The following is a 20,283-nucleotide window of genomic DNA, read 5'->3' as shown; positions in this document are numbered from 1 at the left end:
ATAGTTAAAGATCGAGTTCAGTTACTTTTTGTCCTTTAGCGCTGATAACGGTCACGGAGATATCTTTGAATTTCGGGACTCCTGTACCGCCGGTTTCATCCGAGACCAGCATGTTGGACCATGCACTGTTAGGCATATACGCAATGCCCCTATGAGGGGTCTCGTATCCGGATTCTTCAGCTTTGACCACAACGGTTCCGAAAGAGTTTTTCAGGGTTACTGTGTCGCCTTTTTTCACGCTCAACTGCTTGAAGTCGGCAGTGTCCAGTTTTATGACTGCAGAGCGGTCCCTGTATTCTTCCCCAAAACGGTTTTCAATCATTGCCTTGTCCTGAAAGATATCCCTGTATGTTACAACTTTTATCTTTATTTCAGGGGCTTTAAGAAAAGATCCGAAGTCCATCAGAGAGCCTCCATTATCTTTTTGAGAACTGCTTCATCCGAAAGGCGGGTTGTCTTAACAACAGGCTTAAAGTTTACCTTTACCCCGTCCATACGCGTGGCACTCCCTCCTGACTCTACCCCACTGATTGCAGTGTTAATATAGACTTTTGCGTTTCTGGAAGTCAGGGTTTCGCAGGGGTCCATCGAGATGACGGGAATTTCAAGCAGGTTCTTTGAAACAGACCTGGGGAGGCTTGAAAGCGGATCAGAACCTATGATAAGGGCTGCATCTACAGTTTTTGCTTTAAGAGATTCGACAATTGAATATTCGGGCCCGTGCTTCACAGTACCATCCTTAAACTTTACACTGTTCACATACCCTGTTTCCTCAAAAAGGGTTTCATTAAAGCCCCGCATGTTGTAATGCCCTACCATTGGTATCATGTGGAAATTTGCTTTTCCGTTCAGGGCGTCCATGAGCCGGACAAGAGGTTCAATGTTTTCCAGGGAGTAGATCAGGCCAAGCCCTACAAAAACTACGCCGAATTTTGCCCCTTTAAGGATATTTGCCAGTTCAAGAATTCTTTTAGGGGGAAAGTTGTAGGATGTTTTCGGGAGCTTTCCGGCAAGCGCTGCGATCAGGGCATCGATAAACTCGGCATCTCCCCCTGGCGGGATCTGGAAGAAATGATTCCCACAGATCTTTGCGGTGTGGGACTTCCGGACATCTATCGCAATTGCAGTCCTCTCTTCTTCCCAGCCCCGTTGTTTTTCAGTTCCCCTGGGGAAGTAGGAGTGTTTCGAAAGATGGCGCGGGTGAGAGTCCGAGGGGTCTGCCCCCCAGAAAATAGTAACATCGGCTTTATTCCTTACATCGTCAAGAGTGCAAACCTTAAACCTATTATGAAGGAGAGCTTCAACCACACGCCCCAGGCAAAATGAAGAAGTGTCATCTAGAGTTGCACTGGCTTTTTTTGCAAGCTCGATTGCCAGTTTCTGGGTTTCATTGGTAGAAGTCCCAAGCCCGAAAATCAAGGGGTTTTTTGCATTCTTCAGGATAGCTGCAGCCTCACTGATTGCAGTTGCTTCATCTACAGGCTTATTGTCGATCCTGAAAGCCGCACTTTCCTTGCCTTCTTTCATGTGGGCTACCCCCACCCTGCAGGCGGTATAGACCTTGTTTACGATGTTCTTTTCAAACTCGACCTCGATATCGTCGCAGAGCATCCCACAGCCTGTGCATACGTAATAATTTTTCTCCATCCTCTCGCCTCACACAAACTCGATTGCCTCTACAGGGCAGGTTACTATACAGCCATTGCAGAGGATCTTGTTCTTCCCGAATCTGCGGCACTCCCCCAGGTTCTGGGCTTTGACAATTCCGTCTTCTATGACCAGGACCAGCTTATTAACATTCGTGGGGGCATTTCCCGAGCCTACTCCATAGGGATCGTTTGCTACATTAGGAGGGCAGGCAACCACACAGTTTCCGCAGCCAAAACAGAGGTCTTCATGTACTATAAGTCCGGTTTCGGTCGCCCCTTCCGACTGTTTGAAGAGACCGCTGATCTTTTCGTAGCTTTCTTTGTATTTAGATTCCTCTTTCAGGGGCGGGCAGTCTTCAGCTGTCAGCTCGCGAGCCATAAGGGCAACTGCAAACGCCATACAGGAGGTTTTTCCACATTTTTTGCAGTTAGTCTTTGGAAGCATCTGATAGAGTTCCATTGCATTTGTCATACTAGGTCACCCTTGAGTCAAATTTATCCTAGAGTTAGTTAAAGAGATGGCAGGTTAATACCATATCAGGTCAGTAGTGTCTGTACAGACCAGATCTTTTAAACCGAAAATATCTTATTGAAGAATATCCAGTTTGAAGGAAACGCTGTCAGAGAATATTGAGTGTCTAAGAGCATTGAAATATCGTGTGTCTAAGGGTATGAAATATAATGTAAATAGATTCATTTAAAGAGATGAATGTAATCTACCTTAAACTATTGCTTTTTAATTCTCAATGTTAATTTTAAATTACAGTGTGAACAGCCTTTAGAGGTTTTAAGTTCTCAAATAAGGCAGCTCCCAGAGATTTCAGCTCTAAATAAGGTTTCGTCTTAAGATCTTTGCCTCTACAGGCTGAGAGATAAACATTTTAATTTGAGTGAAAAGATTGGAGTGGATGGAAGCGGACAAAAAGTATTTATATAGATTGTCCCCTCCCGCCTTCGTCAATAATATTCGTAACCCCTTGTCGGGGCAGATCTGGCAGGACAAAGTCAGATCAGGAAGGCTTAAAGAAAAGCTCACAGTGACAGTTTCCGTCTTTTTCAATTTCATCCTTATGATAAATACAGGGACAAACTATCTTTTTGTCCTCATTCTCGTCCCCGGTTACTATCCTGCAAGGACAATAACGCCTCCCGAATCTTTCAACTCTTGAAGCAAGCCCATCAAGAACATAATCAAGAGCTTCTTTATCCGGATTAAGTCTGTAGCCTGCTTTGCTTGCGTATTTTTCTGTCCATTCATACATCTTATCTTTTACTTCATCATGTCCACTCATGTAGAGCTCCCTCCTGTTTTGTAAAGAGTGATACTTATTATTCGTGAGAATGCTATATGCGAAATATTATTAGGAAGTCTGGAACATTCCTGTGCGTGAACAATTCCATAGTATGTAACTTTTTAAGCTTCCTTAAGAACTAATTTAGGCTCCTGCTCACAGGAAATTCCCGCATACATAATGAATTATTGAATAACAATTCGGCATTGACTGATCGATTACGAATTAAGTTCTCAAACTATAAATCAATTGGTGAGCATCATAATCCTCGGTCAGCCAGTCTGAGCTTACCTGATTAAATTAATCAGATTCTTTCCCGGGAGCTTAAACATAGGCTCTAACAGGAATCCGAAAGTTGATATATATATATAAATATTATATAGTAATATAAATATTAAACATAATATACAAATACTCTTATAAATATATATTCAAAATAAAGAATCAAACAGATTGTACACAGGTTAAATAGCTCATCATACAGTATTAAATGATATAGTGTAAAACGATTCTGCTTATCCGGAAGCAGGACCAGAATTACCGTATGATAAGAGATTGCAACTACTTTGAATATTTCTGCTCTTGCCTGCAATAATGTTGAAGGAAGGTAACTCAGAAATCTATGGAAGAAAAATACTAAAATGGCTACTGCTTATGAATTATTTATTATAAAGTTGCAGGTAAAGGCTAAGAAAACTTTTACAAAATAAAGGTTTTGGTTTTGTACAAAACGACTACATTTTTATCCTGTTTGAGGGAAAATTTATATTGAGATTTATAAAACACAAAGTCCACAGGTGCCCAGAAAGGTTAAAGAAAAGCCTTCCCGGATCCGTGCAAAAATTTACTGAACCAGGGATATACAGAACCTTACTTTTTCTGCATGGGCCTGAATATTGTGCAGAAAAGTATTCCAGCATCATGATCCTGAGATTTTAACTTATAAATTATATATTTTAATATATCAACAGACATATTAGAATTCAACCTCTAAAGATATTCATAGATATAAGGAGTCAACAAGCATGCGAATCGGAGTCTACATTTGCCATTGCGGGCTGAATATTGCGGGAGTAATTGACGTTTCAGCTCTTGAGGAAATGGCGAGTGAACTGGAAGATGTGGTGCTTGCCCGGGAAGTACAGTTTCTATGTTCCGATTCCGGACAGGAAGGCATCATCAAGGATATAAAGGACAACAAAATCGATAGGGTCGTAGTAGCTGCCTGTTCCCCGAGGCTTCACGAAAAAACCTTCAGGCACGTCATGGAAAAAGCCGACCTCAACCCTTACCTTATGGAAATGGTAAACATAAGGGAGCAGTGCTCCTGGGTGCATGCGGATGATCCGCAGATGGCGACCCAGAAAGCTTTTGACCTGATCCGGATGGGGGTTGCAAAAGCCAGATTCCTCAAGGAACTGAGTGCAACAAGCTCAAAAGCCAGCAGAAACGTCCTTATCATAGGTGGAGGGGTTGCAGGAATCGAAGCAGCCTTAAACCTTGCAGAATCCGGTTTTCCCGTGACAATGGTGGAAAGGGAGTCTACAATCGGGGGCAAAATGGCCCTCATGAATGAGGTATTTCCAACAAATGACTGCTCTATCTGTGTGCTTGCCCCTAAAATGACGGAAGTCCAGAACCACCCGAACATTACTCTTTATACATATTCCGAGGTTACCGATATCTCCGGATCGGTCGGAAAATTCCATGTTAAAGTCAAACGCAAACCAAGATTCATTATTGAAGACAAATGTAAAGGCTGTGTTGATCTCTGTGCCGGGGTCTGCCCCGTAGAAATCGATAACCCCATGAATTATGGGATTGGAAAGAGCCGGGCTATCTATATGCCAATTCCCCAGTCCGTCCCGCAGGTAGTACTCATTGACCCTGATCACTGCGTGGGCTGCGGGCTCTGCCAGCAGGCATGTCCTGCAGAAGCTGTAGACTACGAACAGAAGCCTGAAGAAATTGAATTAGAAGCAGGAGCCGTGATCGTTTCAACCGGCTACCAGCTCTTTGACGCTTCCAGGAAAAAGGAGTACGGGTTTGGAAAATACCCTGATGTCATAACGAATATGCAGCTTGAACGGATGCTGAACTCAGCAGGACCCACAGGTGGAAGAGTCCTTGTACCTTCCACAGGCGAGCCCCCAAAGAGTGTTGCATTTATCCAGTGTGTCGGGTCACGGGACAAAACCGTAGGCAACGAACACTGTTCAAGGGTCTGCTGCATGGCAGCCCTTAAAAATTCCCAGATGGTCAAGGAACGCTATCCTGATACCGATATTACAATTCACTATATAGATATCCGGGCTGCAGGGGAGATGTACGAAGAATATTACGCAAGGACGCAGGGGATGGGCGTTGACTTCATCCGCGGAAAAGTTGCCGAGGTCTATGCCGGCGAAGACGGAAGGCCTGTTGTCCGTTACGAAAATACTCTTGAGTCCAGTGTTGAAGAAGAAGCTCATGACCTTGTTGTGCTTTCCACAGGCTACGAGCCCAGCAAGGCTGCAGAGGGGATAGGCAGGATGCTTAACCTTTCTCGGCGTCCGGACCGCTTCTTTGCAAGTGCCCACCCGAAAATGCGCCCTGTCGATGCGCCGGTAAGCGGGGTTTTCCTTGCAGGCTGCGCCTCGGGTCCCAAAGAAATCCAGGTCTCTATAGCCCAGGGCAGTGCCTGTGCAGCCAAAGTTATGCAGCTCCTCGGGACGGGAGAACTTGAAGCCGACCCCATGGGCGCCCATGTTGATACAGAAAAATGCATAGGCTGCAAGACATGTGTGGAAGTCTGCAAGTTCGGAAAGATAAGCATTGTTGACAAAAAAGCGGTTGTAGACGAGGTTTCCTGTTACGGCTGCGGGGATTGCAGTGCAGCATGCCCTGTTGGTGCAATCCAGATGCGGAACTTTGAAAACGAGCAGGTCCTTGCGCAGGTCAGAGCTGCGACAGCCCATAAGTCCCAGAGCCCCTTTATTGTGGCTTTCCTCTGCAACTGGTGCAGTTATGCCTGTGCAGACCTGACAGGGATGTCAAGGATACATTACCCGACAAACATCAGGGTCATCCGTACCATGTGCTCTGCAAGGGTAAACCCGGAATTCGTGCTTGAAGCCTTAAAAGGCGGAGCTGACGGTGTGCTTGTTGCAGGCTGCAGGATGGATGAATGCCACTATATTCACGGAAACTTTGATGCGAATAAGCGCATGGATGTCTTAAAAGAAATCATAAAGGATATAGGGCTTAACCCGAAAAGGCTCAGGACTCTCTGGATCTCGGCTGCCGAAGGAGAACGTTTCTCGAACACTATTACCGAGTTTGTAAAGGAACTCGAAGAAATAGGGCCTATAGGAACCGAGTTCAAGCAGGGATGTGCCGGAACCGGACTCGAGGAGGTGGCACAGTGAGCGAGAAATATCCCGAAGAGTGTTCAGAACAGGAAACTCACGTATGTGGCGAGTGCTGCTGCGGAGCCAGAGAAAATGAAGAGCCCGAAAAAGGAGAAAACAAAGCAGGAGAACTTGAATATGAAGAGTTCGAGTTTGAGGAACCGGCAGAAGCAGAGTCTGAAAGTGGAGAGGGTGAAAACCAGGAAAAAATCACGGTTACAACCAGCATGGACCTGCAGGGAACCCATTTTCTCTATACACAGGCAACCGAAAAGTCTCTGAAGACCCTGGATTACGATTACAAGCGCTGCAACGGCTGCGGGATCTGCGTGGAAATTTGCCCCACAAAAGCCCTAGAACTAGGACCCATGCATGAGATTGCAACCGGGCTTGATGCCCCTCCTGTGATGATGGATCTTGAGAAGTGTACCTTCTGCAGGATGTGCTCAAACCTCTGCCCTGTGCACGCCATCTCTTTTGAGGCCGTGGGCGAGGTTCCTGACGAAAAGCAGTACCCAAAATATGATACGTATGTAAATATAAACGAAAAATGCCTTCCCTGTGCCCTCTGTGAGGGAGCTTGCCCGCAGGACGCAATAGAAGTTGAGTTCACCTTCCCGAAAAAAGAGGAGATTGCTCCCTTTAAGGAAGGCGTGGAAGGTGAAATCGAAATCGATACTGAAAAATGCAACTTCTGTGGGATCTGCGCCCGGTTTTGTGACGCGTTTATCCTGCTTGAACGCGAACCTACCCCTGAGAACCCTGTGCCTTTTGAGCAAATCCTTGTTGATACGGACAAATGTGACTACTGTGTACTCTGCCAGGACATCTGCCCTGAAGAAGCAATAAAGGTTAAAGGAGAGCGCCCGTGCGAAGCTCCGAAAGTGGAAGGCAAAGTAAGGGTCGATGAGCTCAAATGCACGCAGTGTGCCCGCTGCCAGGCTGTTTGTCCCTACGAAGCTGTTGACCTGCAAAAGCCCATGGAAGGGAAACTGAGCCTTATTGATGTCAACCTGAAAGAATGCGACCCCCAGGGCTGCCGCGGCTGCTTCAATGTCTGCCCTTCGGAACTCTGGTACGTGCCGACAGACTCCGAAGACCCGCGAAAGATCGCTTTTGTCGAAGACTTCTGCATGTACTGCGGTGCCTGTGTGAAAGCCTGCCACCTTGGAGCTATAAAAGTAGAAAGAACTGATGTCCACCATACAGAAATTCCGGATACCCCCTGGGCTACCCAGTGGAAGGACGCAATCGAGTCCCTGAAAACCGGTGTCCGAAAAGGAGTTGACCGCGCTGTCTTCAGAGAGACGGAAACCCTCAAAGCCCAGAAATTCATGGGTATAGAGCCCCCATGTGCCGATGAAGAGATACTTGCAGCCGTGCAGGCAAAAATCGATTCTCTCATGCCTGCTCTTAAAAGTGCAAAGATCAGGAAGCTCTGGGAAACCGACTCGCCGGAAAACGCTGCCGCAGCCGTGAAAAAGAAAATTGAAAGCTGAAAATTGAATGGAATCAGGAACAGGTCAGGTTCAAAACAATTCTACCGGCTGAGAAAATACTTTCTTAACCGGACCCCGCTTTTAAATCCACATATTATATAAGCGACCCCGTCAGCTTGTCTGGCGGGCATCTCAAAAAAGAACTACGAGGACGAACCGATATAGCTAATAATGTTATAAGGGTCGGAGATATTGTAATTTAGAATCCATAAATTAGTCCTCTTGAGCGGAGCGAAAAGGACCTGTCTGCGGTCTATCTATCAACCGTGATCTTAATGCTTCTATTAACATTCTCAGACTGGGATTGCAGTCTGTTCGTAAAACCGATAGATGCCCCTCATTTTAATGAAGAGAGCAGTCACCCGGTATTCATTTATAGATATTCAGGTTCCAGCTCAGGATCTGCATTTTCCTTCTATAACCATAACAGGTACCTTTGAGTTCCTGACCACATTTTCCGCAACACTGCCTAAAAGCAGTCTATCAAGTCCTGTCTTTCCAAGAGTTCCCATGACAATGATATCCATCTTTTCCTCTTCGGCGTACCGGACAAGCTCATTCGCAGGATGCCCTTCAAGCAGGACAGGCTCTACAACTACTCCTTCCAGCTCACCCACCCCTTTTATGTAATTTACAGCCTGATTCCCTTCTTTTCTCAAAGCTTCGCGCATCCTTTCCCAGTCCATATCTACTGCCATTGAAGAAAAGTAGTCCGTAGATACCACATAGATTGCGTAAACCGTCCCTCCACTTAAACGGGCAAGTTCTATCCCGTTATTTGCAGCAAGTCTCGAGCAGATTGAGCCGTCTGTTGCAACCATTATTTTCTTAAAGCTGACAGTTCCCACACAGAATCCTCAATTACTTTATGCACCTGCAAGAAATATAATGTAATCGGATCCAGAGTAATGAAAAGTCAGGAAATATCGGTTCTGGAAGTGAAAATTTCAAGGATGATTTCGATTTCTTTTGGAAGAAAGATCAGGAACAGCTTCGTTTTTTGGAGTGAAAGGTCAGAGAAATGGACAAAGGTCATCCCAATGCAGCATATTATTATCTTACCCCGGCTTATATGATGATATATGAAAATAAACGACGAAAATTACAGACGCCTTGAGGAGAAGGCAAAAGAACTTGGTGCAAAAAGTATCAGGCTCTTTCCCGCAGAAAATATCGTGGTCGAAGACCGGACAATATTAAAGTGCATATTCGGCTGTAACGGCTACGGTAGCCGGGTCTGTCCTCCTTTTGTCCCCACAGTAGACGAATTCCGGAAAATGCTTGCTGATTACGATTGGGCCCTGCTCGTAGAATGGAAGTCTGAAAATGTATTTACAAAGGAAGTTAGCGAAAATTTCGTAAAATTCAGCACCTCCCCTCCTGAAGACGAAACTGTAAAACAACAGTTCTATGATAATCTAAAAACAATAATGAAAGACCGCAAGGAAACAATCCAGCCCGGAGTCCTTGAACTCGAAAAACTTGCCTGGACCCTCGGCTATAACACCGCCCTTGCCACTTTTCCCGGAATGTGTACCTGGTGTGCAACAAAGGACTATTCCGGCGTAAACTGTGCGGGCGCAAGCGGACCCTGCCATCACCCTACCCTTCGCAGGCCATGCCTTATGGGGCTTGGCGTAAGGATGGACAAAACACTGGAAAAAATAGGCAGCCAGCTTCAGAAGTTTCCGATGGATGATTTGGCACCTGTGCCATATACGTTGATTTTGTTGGACTGAAGGGCAAGAAGCGCAAGACAGGTCATGAAATAATACTTCCAAAAAGGATTTGAGGATATCCTGTTTACCTGTTTACTATTCCCTACTTATTGTTCCTTGCTTGATGGGCATCTCCATTTAGTGCATATCCTGTATATTTTACGTTATTTTCAAAAATCGCTTTATAACGAAAGACATCTTTCAGGTAGTACATGCCCGGATTGAAAAGAGATAGAAAGTGGTGAAACCTGGGAATACCACCACTTTCCATTTAAATCGACGCTGCCTGTTATCTTATGAACTCTTCAGGAATTCCTTATGAGACTAATAATTCTCTGCACCTCACCGACTATATATTCAGCTTCTTTATCTTCAACCCTGCCCTTTTCCTGTATGAAATAAACACACCGAATAAAACTCTCAAGTTCTTTCAGCGCGTTATCTTCATCTCCTCTTTCGAGATAACAGATTGCATTCTTGAGTTTTGCATCAAAGGTATTCTCCACAGACGGATACAGATTGAGAGAAAACAAGTACTTTTTAAGCTCTTTTATTCCCTCAACTGGATCATTTCCGAGAGTAACGAAAGCAAATACATAGATATCCGGATTCCCATTGCGATAATCAGTGAAAACTATTCTGTTACCGTAAATAGCGGGATTTTCCTGATTAGATTCATCTGTGGTTACCTGAATTTCTCTGGAAGTAGAAAGATTATACATATAAATATCGTAGTTTCTATTGCGGAAATCATCCCACACGATCCTATCTCCGTAGATATCAGGTCTCTGCTGGTCAGATTCGTCTGTGGTTATCCGGGTTTCTGTGGAAGTTGAGATGTCGTACATGTATATATCCGGGTTTCCATTGCGCCAATCTTCCCAAATGACTTTATCTTCATAAATGGCAGGCCACCGTTGGTCCGATTCATCGGTCACAATCGGAGTTTTTGTGGAAATGGAAAGGTCGTACATATAGATATCGGAACTTCCATTATCCCATTCCTCCCATACTATTCTATCACCATAAATATCACAAAGGCCGCCCCGTTCATTTATGAGAAGACGGATTTCCGTTAAAGTGGAGAGATTGTACATATAAATGCCATCTCTGCCATCCAGCCAGGTCATTCTCTCTTCATATATAGCCGGGTAACCCTGATAAGATTCGTCGGTTGTTACCTGGCTCTCCGTGGAGCTGGACAGGTTATACATGTAAACATTTCCATCATCTCTTCGCCGGTCTTCCCATGCAATGATATCTCCGTAAATAGCAGGGTCCCATTGAGCTGATTCATTGGTTGTAATTTGGATTTCTGTGGAATTGAAAAGGTCATACATATAAATATCCCAGTTCCCATTGCGTTCGTCCTGCCATACTATCCTGTCACTGTAGATGGCAGGACTGCTCTGACTCGATTCATTTACGGTTATTTGAATTTCTGTTCCCTGTGCTATCTCTGCAGCCGCAGTTCTGTACATAGCAGAAATAAAAATAATATACAACAAATAATGATTTGCTTTATCCCCATAACATCCCTCATAATGAAGTAAAAACATATCTGGAAGCCACATTCCAATTAATATAATAATTAGATGAATATATTAAAGAATACGAAATATATATAAGAATTCAATAAATTATTTAAATAAAAGTAAATATTTGTTCCAAATCGTAGATTTTTAGATTAATTTGCCTGTTCTTTTATGTAGAATTAGTGCGTAAAATAGTGAATTTGCGGAATTATGTCCATACGGATGAAAAATGTACGTCCGTGTAGATGAGAACCTGAACCTTATAGGCTCTCAAAAGTTTAATAATGACCTTGATAAGTTGCCAGGCATATCTTGTTAGAATCACAAAAGTCGGTTCTGGAAAGGTTGGGCAGATAACTCAAGAAAATAAAACTGAAAAATAAAAGGAAGAAATAAATATTTTTTACTCCCTGAAGAGAACATTTAATCAAAAAATTGACTTTGATCGGGGAAAGAAAAATGCCCCTGCACTATCAGCCATCTATCCCCGCGCTTCTCAAGAACCATTGTAATCCTTGACTGAAATTTAAGGTTTTGCCCATCTACCTTTGCCTTGAGAACTGCATCCATAGCTACCCAGGCTACGTTACCGGCTGCTGAAATTGAAATCCAGTTGTACTCGAGACCCGGATCTTCGATTTGAGCCCAATCGCGCTCAAACTGAGTTTTAATTGCTTCCTGGCCTACACGCTTCTCATCTGCACCAGTGCCATAGATAACGACATCATCGTCCGGAGCAATAAGAGACATTGCGCTTTTTAGGTCGCGTCTGGCATAACTCTCTGCGAATTTATCCAGAGCAGCCTTAACTGCTTTTTCGGTTACACTATCTACTTTCATTAGATCTTCCTCAAAATAATTAGACAATGCAGAATAACAGTAGAAGGATTTAAGGATTACCCTTCCTCGATTTATAGCATATGTTTTATAAATGGCTTTTAAAAAGTTGGATCTTTTGCGTATGAGCCTATCCCAAAACTTAAAATTGCCTCTTTGAATTTTGCCTTTTGAGTACTAAGCGAGTTTTTGATCGTGAAAATAATCTTGAAAAATCCTAGTGAACAAGAACAAAAATAAGTTTTGGGATGAGCTCTATATAAAAACAGGCATAGACATGTATGCTGTGTTTTACCAGAAGGCACTCATCTCCAGAATGTAATTAACTTTTTATATTTTATTTATTTAAAAGATATGAGCAATTTCTAAAATTTAATGGAGTAAGCCATAGTGTCACGTAGATCAAATTACAGATCCAGGAAAAGGAGCCACTACAGATCTTACAAAAAACAAAAATCGAATGAAGCTATGGCTGCGTTAGCAGGTTTATTCTTGATTTTGGGTGGCATTGTATGGATTTTAGGAGTTATTGTGCAGATTATTATTACTTACTATTATATTCTCATAATATTTGCTTTAATAAGTTTTGTCGTCTATTTTGCATATTATAATAACAAAAAATCAAAATCTTCTCGATTTAAGTACCCTTCTGGAAATGCGGGCACTATAAACATAGAATATAATGATCCAAAAATATCATTCCATGAAACGCACAATCCTTCCAAAGAACATTTATCAACGGGAGATTATGAGGGTGAATCTTTAAGACAACTAGAAAATCTCAAAACTTATGGGTTAAACCCTAAAGAACATCACAAGAGCTATTTTGAGTCAAATTTACAATCCGAATATGTTGAAAAGGGAGACAAATTCGAAAAATATGTTGTTGATAGATTTGATGATAGATTTTTTTCCATTGTAGAATGGACTACGGATATGAGTAGAAAGCACAATCGTTTTGTGGAATCAGACTGCAACCCGGATCTGGTGATTAGAGATCGAAAGACAAATGAGATTTTTTGTATTGAGTGCAAATATCGATCTCATCTGATAAACGGATATTTTAACTGGTCATACCCCGAACAGATGAACAGATACTTTTCTTATGCTCATGAAAGAAAAATTCCCTTTCATGTAGTATTGGGCTTTGGAGGTAGTCCAGATTCTCCATCAGATGTATTTTGCGTACCCCTTGAGGAAGCTAAAGACCCACAAATTCACATAAGTAAACTCTGCAAATATCATCACAATCCGACAGAGGCTCTTGTCTGGGAAAAAGGAACTTTGAGATGACTCCTATTTCAGGCAATCTTTACTAAAAGCAATACCGTTTTTCTAATTTATTTTATAATGTAAAAAGAGCCACTAATTATTTACTCTTATTATACAGAGATACCTTTATACATTCTACCGCACCTTTTACATTCAGTTTCTTATTGACAATAACCGATACTGCCAGCGCGGCGCCTAAAAGAACTAAGACAGGAATGAAGCGCAGAAGAGGGTTTAAAAAAGAAGAGGAAAGAATAACGAGCCGATGGACTTAAAAGTAAAGGGAGAGCAAAAAGAGCTAGATTTGAAGGAAAAATTAAAGGAAAGATAAAAGAAAGCTAAAAGAAAACTAAAAGAAAACTAAAAGAAAACTAAAAGAAAACTAAAAGAAAACTAAGGGAAAACTAGAGGAAAAATTCGGAGAATTAAGAAGGATTAAGGCGCTTCCTGCTTAGATTCGGGTGAAAATATGGAAAAATACGATTACAGTGAACTTGGGCTGAAAGCCGGGCTTGAAATTCACCAGCAGCTGGATTCGAAGGAGAAGCTTTTCTGCAGGTGTCCGACCCTGATCAGGGATATTGGAGATTCGAACTGTGAGTTCTTCAGGTATCTCAGGGCTACGGAAAGCGAGATGGGAGAAAAGGATAGAGCTGCGGTGGAGCAGACCAAAATCAGAAGAAAGTACATCTACAAAGCTTATGATACGACCTGTCTTATAGAAAATGACGAGGAGCCTCCAAGAGAACTCAATAAGGAAGCCCTGGACATTTCTCTCGGGGTTGCAAAACTTTTCCGCATGAAGCCTGTAGACCAGATGCATGTAATGAGAAAAATAGTCGTTGACGGGTCAAACACTAGCGGTTTTCAGAGGACTGCGTTCCTTGCAAGTGACGGGTACATTGAAACTTCTGAAGGATACTGCGGGATTGACAGCCTCTGTGTTGAAGAGGAAGCTGCCCAGAAAATCGAAGAAATAGGGGATTCAATCGTCTATTCCCTGGACAGGCTTGGGATCCCGCTTGTTGAAATTGCAACCGCACCTGATATCAAATCCCCGAAACAAGCCCGTGAGGTTGCGGAGTACATAGGGATGCTCCTCAGGTCTACAGGGAAGGTAAAGAGAGGGCTTGGCACGATCAGGCAGGACGTCAATATCTCAATTGCCAGAGGTGCGAGAGTCGAAATCAAAGGAGTACAGGCCCTTGACCTCATTGAAGACATCGTTCGCAGGGAAGTTGAACGGCAGTTGAACCTGCTTTTTATCAGGCAGGAACTGCTTGAAAGAAAAGCCTTTGTTTGCGAAGAAATCTACGACGTAACAGGGCTTTTCATGGACACGAAGTCCAAAGTTCTTCAAAAAGGAGTAAAGAAAGGCGCAATCCTTGCTGCCCTCCTTAGAAAATTCAACGGGCTTGTTGGCAGGGAAGTCCAGCCAGGCCGAAGGCTCGGGACAGAGTTTTCGGACAGGGCAAAGACTGCAGGTGTTGGAGGAATTTTCCACACTGATGAACTTCCTAACTATGGGATAACTGAAAAGGAAGTCCAGGCTGTCAGGGACGCTATTGGTGCAAACCCCGGAGATGCCGTTATCCTGGTTGCAGATGAGCCCGAAAAATCCAGGCTTGCAATTGAGGCAGTAATTAATAGAGCAAAAGAAGCTATTGAGGGAATTCCTGAAGAGACACGAAAAGCCCTTCCGGACGGGAATACTTCTTATATGCGCCCTCTTCCAGGTGCGGCAAGAATGTACCCTGAAACCGATGTTCCCCAGATAGAAATTTCACAGGAATATTTTGATTCCATAGAGCTCCCGGAACTCCTTACAGAAAGAGCAAAGAGGTTCGCTTCCGAAAGTGGCCTGAATAGAGAGCTTGCCGAAAAGGTGGCTTATTCGAAGTATCTTCCTCTTTTCGAGACTCTGCTGGAGATTTACAGGAAGGATTCAAACGTTAACTCAACCCTGATTGCGAGAACCCTGGTAGGAATTGTCCCTGAGATCAGGAGAAACGCCGTTGAGACAGACAATCTTACAGACGAACATTTCACAGGGCTTTTTGCAGCTATATCAAACCAGGAAATCGCAAAAGAAGCTATTCAGGACCTTTTGACCGAACTTGCAAAAGAGCCCGAACTGACAACTCAGCAGGCGATTTCAAAGCTCGGCCTGAGCACCTTCGATCCTGAAGAAATTGAAAACTTCATTAAAAAGATGGTCAGGGAAAAAGGAGACTTCATCAAAGATAAAGGTCCTGCTGCTCTCGGTCCTCTCATGGGCATTGTCATGAAAGAGTATAGAGGCACCGTTGACGGAAAGATCCTTAGCCATATGCTGAAAAAAGAGATAGATAATTTTATCAATCAGGGGTAAAACCCTGACATCTTTTTATGTATCTGCTTTTCTGTTATTCAATTTTCTGTTGTCTTTTTTCCTTAAATTTCTTCTCCAGTTACTTTTCTCCAGTTACTTTTCTCCAGTTATTTTTCTCCAGTTATTCTTATTCCTCTGATTTCTTTCCCAGCTATTTTTACCTTTAGGTATTTCACCGAAATTATTTCCTTTTACCCATATTCTGGTCCTACTCTTTCCATTATTTTTCGCTTCTTTTACACTTTTCGCTTTCTCCACTACTTTTCAGCATACCTTTTTGTTCTGCTTTCCCAGTTGAATTTTTCCTGTTTTTTTGTTCCGACTTATTACATCTTATTTTTTTCGCATCTTTCTTAACTTTTTCAAAACCAAAAAAATATTCTTTGTATAAAATAGACGGGAATGCAATAAAATTTCAGAAGCTTATGGGAGAGATTATTTACGTAAGTTAACTTTTTATATTAACTGAAAGATCTTCTTACTTAGAACATAAAAGTTTAGCTGATAAGTATGCTCTAATGTTATTCTAAAAGCCATACAATATCAGAAGACTTAATTCCTGTCTGCCGGAGTTAAGTTCTTAAAAGGGGGATATGAGTATGACATTATACATTAGATTAGCATAGCTCAGCTTCACATAGAAACTACCAAAAATATAATTAAATAATAAAATTTCTTGTCAAAGCATACAGAACGAAAAGTTCCTTAATTAATACTGTAGAATAATAACTTTACGGAGAAAACCCCCCATGAAAGTACTGCTTGTAGACGACGACCCAGTATTCCTGGAGCTATCAAAGACATTCTTAGAAGTGTTCCACGACATAAACTCCGATACAGTGGAATCTGCAGGAAAGGCTCTTGAGAAGTTGGATGAACTTTCCTATGATGTTGTGGTCTCGGATTATGATATGCCTTATATGGACGGCATTTCGTTTCTGAAAACTATCCGTGATAAGAGTATTGATATACCTTTCATCCTGTTTACGGGAGTGGGCAAAGAAGAAGTTATGAGCTTGGCAATCGAAAACGGAGCGGATTCCTTTATTCAAAAAAGAGGAGATCCTAAAGCCCAGTATTCCGAACTTTCACAGCGGATCTGGCAGATTGTTAGAAGTAAATCAGGTTACTGAAGATTAATAATGAAAAATTTGAATCTCTCAGGAAGCAGCTTTAGACTTTATCGGATATACGTGTAGCCTCCACATTTGATTAATCACTTTTATTTAACCATTTTTTTAATTAACTGTTTTTAAATAACCGTTTTTATTAACTGTTTTTAAATGCTACAATTCGAACACATCTTAGAAGTATTCTTAGGATTTGCCATTACCACATATTACCCTAAATACAAGTACTACACATCTACCATCATTTCAGCTTTGTAGTTGCATAGGTTACAGGTTTATCCCAGGCTGCATCCGGAATGTTTCGCTGTTTTGTGGTTCTTAGAGCCTATCCGAAAAATAGATTACTTGCTATTTAGGTAATATGTGGTAATGGCAAAACGGAAATCGTGCATAACTATGAGATCTCTGATAACTTCTGGCTAAAACTAAAACCATTGCTACCACTACCGAAGCCAAAAAAGAAGCCTGGAAGACCTAGGAAAGACGATAAGAGAATAATGAGTGGCATTTTTATCTTTTTCTTACTGGCTGCCAATGGAAATCACTGCCAAGATTTTATGGAGCTTCAAGCACTGTCCATGATCGCTTTCAGGAATGGCAATTTAGCAGTAGTTTTAACTTGGGAATATCTTTTAGAGCATCAATATTACAATTCTAAGTAATCGCGAGTAAAGACTGTAGAAGAAACAATTTTTCAAGGCGCTGTGCTGTCCATTATAGATATATCATAAGGGCCGACAGCGTATTTTATAAAAGGGTATCATCTACCAGTGTTCTTGCAATCAAAAATACCCTGTTTAAACAAAACAGAAGGCAAATCTGCAAAGGAATAAAAATCTGTGCTTTTTTGAGAGGTGGATGGCAGTGTCTCAGGAAATTAGAGAGCAAATCGATGGTTTGATCTCCGAATCCGATGTCATGCTATCTTTACGTGAATTCTTTCATTCGGTTCCTATCCAGTGCGATCCTTATCGTGGTATTGGGGTCTGTGGCGTAGCTGACCTGCCTAAAATGTGGGAGTACGATCCGGATATGAAAATCGATCCTCTGGAAGATCCGGCTCTTCATTACAGGTGGTTTAAACTTACTCAAGACCAGTTTCTTGTGCAGGATGAACTATTTAGAAGACATATAAAGCGGGCTTCATCTGTTAGGGACTTCATCGAGAAACTTCTTCCTGAAAAACTGGATGATTTTGATGAAGAGTCAAAGACCGTCAGGAACTGGATCGAAATAAGCGAAAGTATCCCGTCAGATGATAATGCAGAAATGTTTTTGCAATTCAAAAAACATTTCATATGCCAGCAAAACATTGTTTCCACTTTACTGAAGCTAATCGAGTAATAAATATTTTTTGAACCAGAATATGAAAGAGCTTTTTAGTATCAGAATGAAAGAAAGTTTTTTATTCTTTATTTAATTCAATTTTAATAATTTCCGCTAGCTGCCTGCCTCAACCTTTTCTAAATCCTCTATTGATATTGGAGATTATCTCATTTGAGGAAGTACCCCACTTGTATAGATACATTTATATATATTAAGTGAGATGTATGTGTGTTGAAAATAAAGAGAAGTATAATATCTGTTGTTAAAAACCAATTTCTGTTTTTATCAAAGAGCTCTATACAATCCTATTTTTAAACAATTATCTAAAAACTAAAACAAGGTGAAACAATATGGCTTTTAATGACAGAAACATGTTTAGAGGAAATTCCAATTCTAACTTCGGCGCTCCCAGAGAAATGCACAAGACAACCTGTTCAGACTGCAAAACTGAGACAGAAGTGCCTTTCAAACCTGACCCGGAAAGACCGGTCTACTGCAGGGACTGTCTTCCTAACCACAGGGCACCCAGAGAAAACAGATATTAAGTGTTATCTGTGTAACTGAGTTACATCAACACTTTACTAACAATTATTCACTTCCCTTTTTTTGGTTACATAAAGCTTTTTATGTTTCTTCCAGTTTAATTTTATTACTTGAACCCAGCAGCTCTAGGTTCGTTTCGCTTCGCTCGGTAGAAATTTACCTTTGATTTTTTAAATACACGATAGATCCGGAATATACTTTTCTCTTTACCTGTGACTTTTGGCAGATTAAAAGGGAACTCTTCTCAGGGCCGATCAGTTTTGCTTTATCACGTTTCCTCTCCGGGCTGTTTTTAACCAGAGTGGAAATTTTTCAAGCAATATTACTTTCAGAAACTATCAATAAAAGGGTATTACTTTTCCCATAAACCATTCTAAAAAGACTCCTTCACTAAAAGAGTAAAATTACATTTGTATAGATAGAGTTATATAATTTGACCCTATAGTGTAGGTATTGATAATGAAGAGACGTATAATCTGTTATTAAAAACCAATTTTGTTTTTAATCTAAAGGTGTATACAATCTTGTTTTTTAATTATTGACTATCCGCTAAAGCGGAGGTGAAACGAAAATGGCTTTTAATGACAGAAATTTCAGGGGAAATTCCGGAGGTTTCCGCGGTAACAGTGGACCTAAGGAAATGACAAAAGTGACCTGTTCTGACTGTGGTGTTGAGACTGAAGTACCGTTCAAACCCACCGAAGGCAGACCAGTATACTGCAGAGAATGTCTTCCTAACCACAGGAAGTTCTAAAGATAATTTACATCTAGCGTAATTTTGTAATTGAGTTTACATTAACGCTGGATTCATTGTTTCTTTTTTGGTTTATTCTTTTGGTTCTTTACTTATTTACATTTCATTCAGCAGGAAAAAGTAAGAACAAAACGGCATAAAGAGTAAGAGCCGGCATGAATTCGACATGAACTCATAAAAATCAATATTTAACTCATAAAAAATAATTGAAAGCTTAGTAAGGAGGAATTAATCTGGCTAATTACAGAAGCACTATTAGAAAAAGAAGATTAGGATCTACAACACCGGTAAACTCAGGAGATAACCCTGAAGTATCCAGGGTACGAATCCCTCGCAAGGACAGAAATGAAGTCCTGGCAACTGTTTCGAGCTTACTTGGTTCGAAAAGGGTAACGCTTCAGTGTATGGATGGAATTGTCCGTATGGGCAGGATCCCGGGCTCTAAAAAGAAGAGAATGTGGATACGCGAAGGCGACGTTGTAATAGCCAATCCATGGGAAGTCCAGGACTGCAAAGCCGAAGTAACCTGGAAATACACAAGACCCCAGGTCGAATGGCTTGAACGTAAAGGCTACATTAAGTACTAATTAAGGTATCAGAATAAAGGCCTGATAAAGGTATCTAAAATAAAGGTGTCTAAAAAAGACGCCTGAAATACATATTTTACTTTTGTGCAGGAGCGCGTCTATGTTGCTACGAGCAAGGTTCTATAGACGACAACTTACCCACATATTTGATGCGATGGTTTTTATAATTCTTGAAGAATAAATATCTTATTTTCTATTACTTCTCTTATTTTTATTACTTCTCTTATTTCTATTATTTCTATTATTTCTATTATTTCTATTATTTCTCTTGTTTCTCTTCTTTCTCTTCTTTCTCTTTCTATTTTAATATGTTTTTCCTGCAAACAATCTCGTCAATTTTGATAATTCTAAATCAATATCTGTAGACTGATTTCAGATACG

Annotated in this window: 19 protein-coding genes and 1 pseudogene; 11 read left to right on the top strand and 9 right to left on the bottom strand. The window is 41.5% G+C overall.

What is annotated here, in order from left to right; genetic code table 11:
- Window positions 1-4 precede the first annotated feature (4 nt).
- The 4 genes from ACZ5A8_RS14430 to ACZ5A8_RS14415 all read right to left on the bottom strand — a co-directional run bounded on the left by ACZ5A8_RS14430 (window position 5) and on the right by ACZ5A8_RS14415 (window position 2,941).
- Window positions 5-403 carry a molybdopterin dinucleotide binding domain-containing protein gene (locus tag ACZ5A8_RS14430; protein WP_464529879.1) on the bottom strand — a complete coding sequence of 133 codons (399 nt, stop codon included), beginning with the start codon at window positions 401-403 and terminating at the stop codon, window positions 5-7.
- Window positions 403-1,647: a formylmethanofuran dehydrogenase subunit B gene (locus ACZ5A8_RS14425; protein WP_464529878.1), complete on the bottom strand. Its 1,245-nt coding sequence runs from the start codon at window positions 1,645-1,647 to the stop codon at window positions 403-405. Before ACZ5A8_RS14425 ends, ACZ5A8_RS14430 begins: the two co-directional genes overlap by 1 nt.
- A 9-nt stretch (window positions 1,648-1,656) precedes the next feature.
- Entirely contained in the window at window positions 1,657-2,121 is a 465-nt protein-coding gene (locus ACZ5A8_RS14420; protein WP_229390642.1) for a (Fe-S)-binding protein, read from the bottom strand.
- 538 nt (window positions 2,122-2,659) lie between these two features.
- Entirely contained in the window at window positions 2,660-2,941 is a 282-nt protein-coding gene (locus ACZ5A8_RS14415; protein WP_464529876.1) for a ferredoxin-thioredoxin reductase catalytic domain-containing protein, read from the bottom strand.
- Window positions 2,942-3,966: 1,025 nt separating this feature from the next.
- On the opposite strand from ACZ5A8_RS14415, the gene hdrA2 reads away from it, so the two are divergent.
- Both hdrA2 and ACZ5A8_RS14405 read left to right on the top strand, forming a co-directional pair.
- Entirely contained in the window at window positions 3,967-6,348 is a 2,382-nt protein-coding gene (gene hdrA2, locus ACZ5A8_RS14410; protein WP_464529875.1) for a CoB-CoM heterodisulfide reductase HdrA2, read from the top strand.
- Window positions 6,345-7,829: a 4Fe-4S binding protein gene (locus tag ACZ5A8_RS14405; protein WP_464529873.1), complete on the top strand. Its 1,485-nt coding sequence runs from the start codon at window positions 6,345-6,347 to the stop codon at window positions 7,827-7,829. The genes hdrA2 and ACZ5A8_RS14405 overlap by 4 nt, the downstream gene beginning before the upstream one ends.
- 395 nt (window positions 7,830-8,224) lie before the next feature.
- Here ACZ5A8_RS14405 and ACZ5A8_RS14400 read toward each other — a convergent pair whose 3' ends face one another.
- The gene (locus ACZ5A8_RS14400) at window positions 8,225-8,677 is read right to left on the bottom strand and encodes a universal stress protein (RefSeq protein WP_464529871.1); all 453 of its coding nucleotides are present in this window, start codon (window positions 8,675-8,677) and stop codon (window positions 8,225-8,227) included.
- 234 nt (window positions 8,678-8,911) lie between these two features.
- On the opposite strand from ACZ5A8_RS14400, the gene ACZ5A8_RS14395 reads away from it, so the two are divergent.
- Complete coding sequence (locus ACZ5A8_RS14395) at window positions 8,912-9,568, top strand: DUF2284 domain-containing protein (RefSeq protein ID WP_464529870.1); 657 nt, start codon at window positions 8,912-8,914, stop codon at window positions 9,566-9,568.
- 284 nt (window positions 9,569-9,852) lie between these two features.
- Here the strand turns inward: ACZ5A8_RS14395 and ACZ5A8_RS14390 are convergent, their stop codons facing one another.
- Both ACZ5A8_RS14390 and ACZ5A8_RS14385 read right to left on the bottom strand, forming a co-directional pair.
- Window positions 9,853-11,028 (bottom strand): hypothetical protein, encoded by a 1,176-nt coding sequence (locus ACZ5A8_RS14390; protein WP_464529868.1) that lies wholly within the window; start codon window positions 11,026-11,028, stop codon window positions 9,853-9,855.
- A 477-nt stretch (window positions 11,029-11,505) separates the two neighbouring features.
- Complete coding sequence (locus ACZ5A8_RS14385) at window positions 11,506-11,922, bottom strand: nuclear transport factor 2 family protein (protein ID WP_464529867.1); 417 nt, start codon at window positions 11,920-11,922, stop codon at window positions 11,506-11,508.
- 465 nt (window positions 11,923-12,387) lie between these two features.
- On the opposite strand from ACZ5A8_RS14385, the gene ACZ5A8_RS14380 reads away from it, so the two are divergent.
- Together ACZ5A8_RS14380 and gatE are read left to right on the top strand one after the other, a co-directional pair.
- Window positions 12,388-13,212, top strand: a complete 825-nt coding sequence (locus tag ACZ5A8_RS14380; RefSeq protein ID WP_464529866.1) for a hypothetical protein — start codon at window positions 12,388-12,390, stop codon at window positions 13,210-13,212.
- Window positions 13,213-13,660: 448 nt separating this feature from the next.
- Complete coding sequence (gene gatE, locus ACZ5A8_RS14375; RefSeq protein WP_464529864.1) at window positions 13,661-15,562, top strand: Glu-tRNA(Gln) amidotransferase subunit GatE; 1,902 nt, start codon at window positions 13,661-13,663, stop codon at window positions 15,560-15,562.
- A 93-nt stretch (window positions 15,563-15,655) separates the two neighbouring features.
- On the opposite strand, the gene ACZ5A8_RS14370 is transcribed toward gatE, so the two are convergent.
- The gene (locus tag ACZ5A8_RS14370; RefSeq protein WP_464529863.1) at window positions 15,656-15,820 is read right to left on the bottom strand and encodes a hypothetical protein; all 165 of its coding nucleotides are present in this window, start codon (window positions 15,818-15,820) and stop codon (window positions 15,656-15,658) included.
- 491 nt (window positions 15,821-16,311) lie between these two features.
- Between ACZ5A8_RS14370 and ACZ5A8_RS14365 the strand changes: the two genes are divergently transcribed.
- The 6 genes and pseudogenes from ACZ5A8_RS14365 to eif1A all read left to right on the top strand — a co-directional run bounded on the left by ACZ5A8_RS14365 (window position 16,312) and on the right by eif1A (window position 19,902).
- Window positions 16,312-16,695: a response regulator gene (locus ACZ5A8_RS14365; RefSeq protein ID WP_229390631.1), complete on the top strand. Its 384-nt coding sequence runs from the start codon at window positions 16,312-16,314 to the stop codon at window positions 16,693-16,695.
- Between the two features lie 366 nt (window positions 16,696-17,061).
- A pseudogene (locus ACZ5A8_RS14360) lies at window positions 17,062-17,308 on the top strand (transposase); the annotation flags it as partial.
- 248 nt (window positions 17,309-17,556) lie between these two features.
- Window positions 17,557-18,036, top strand: a complete 480-nt coding sequence (locus tag ACZ5A8_RS14355; protein WP_464529861.1) for a hypothetical protein — start codon at window positions 17,557-17,559, stop codon at window positions 18,034-18,036.
- A 332-nt stretch (window positions 18,037-18,368) separates the two neighbouring features.
- Window positions 18,369-18,563, top strand: coding sequence for a CxxC-x17-CxxC domain-containing protein (locus tag ACZ5A8_RS14350; RefSeq protein ID WP_229390629.1), 195 nt, complete (start codon window positions 18,369-18,371; stop codon window positions 18,561-18,563).
- Window positions 18,564-19,132: 569 nt separating this feature from the next.
- Window positions 19,133-19,315 (top strand): CxxC-x17-CxxC domain-containing protein, encoded by a 183-nt coding sequence (locus tag ACZ5A8_RS14345; protein WP_464529860.1) that lies wholly within the window; start codon window positions 19,133-19,135, stop codon window positions 19,313-19,315.
- 254 nt (window positions 19,316-19,569) lie between these two features.
- Window positions 19,570-19,902, top strand: coding sequence for a translation initiation factor eIF-1A (gene eif1A / locus ACZ5A8_RS14340; protein ID WP_322222177.1), 333 nt, complete (start codon window positions 19,570-19,572; stop codon window positions 19,900-19,902).
- A gap of 161 nt (window positions 19,903-20,063) precedes the next feature.
- Here the strand turns inward: eif1A and ACZ5A8_RS14335 are convergent, their stop codons facing one another.
- A complete protein-coding gene (locus tag ACZ5A8_RS14335; protein WP_464529859.1) occupies window positions 20,064-20,225 on the bottom strand; it encodes a hypothetical protein in 162 nt (53 codons plus the stop codon).
- Window positions 20,226-20,283: the final 58 nt, after the last annotated feature.

This window comes from Methanosarcina subterranea (assembly GCF_055385895.1).
This window is presented reverse-complemented; position numbering and strand designations above follow the sequence as displayed.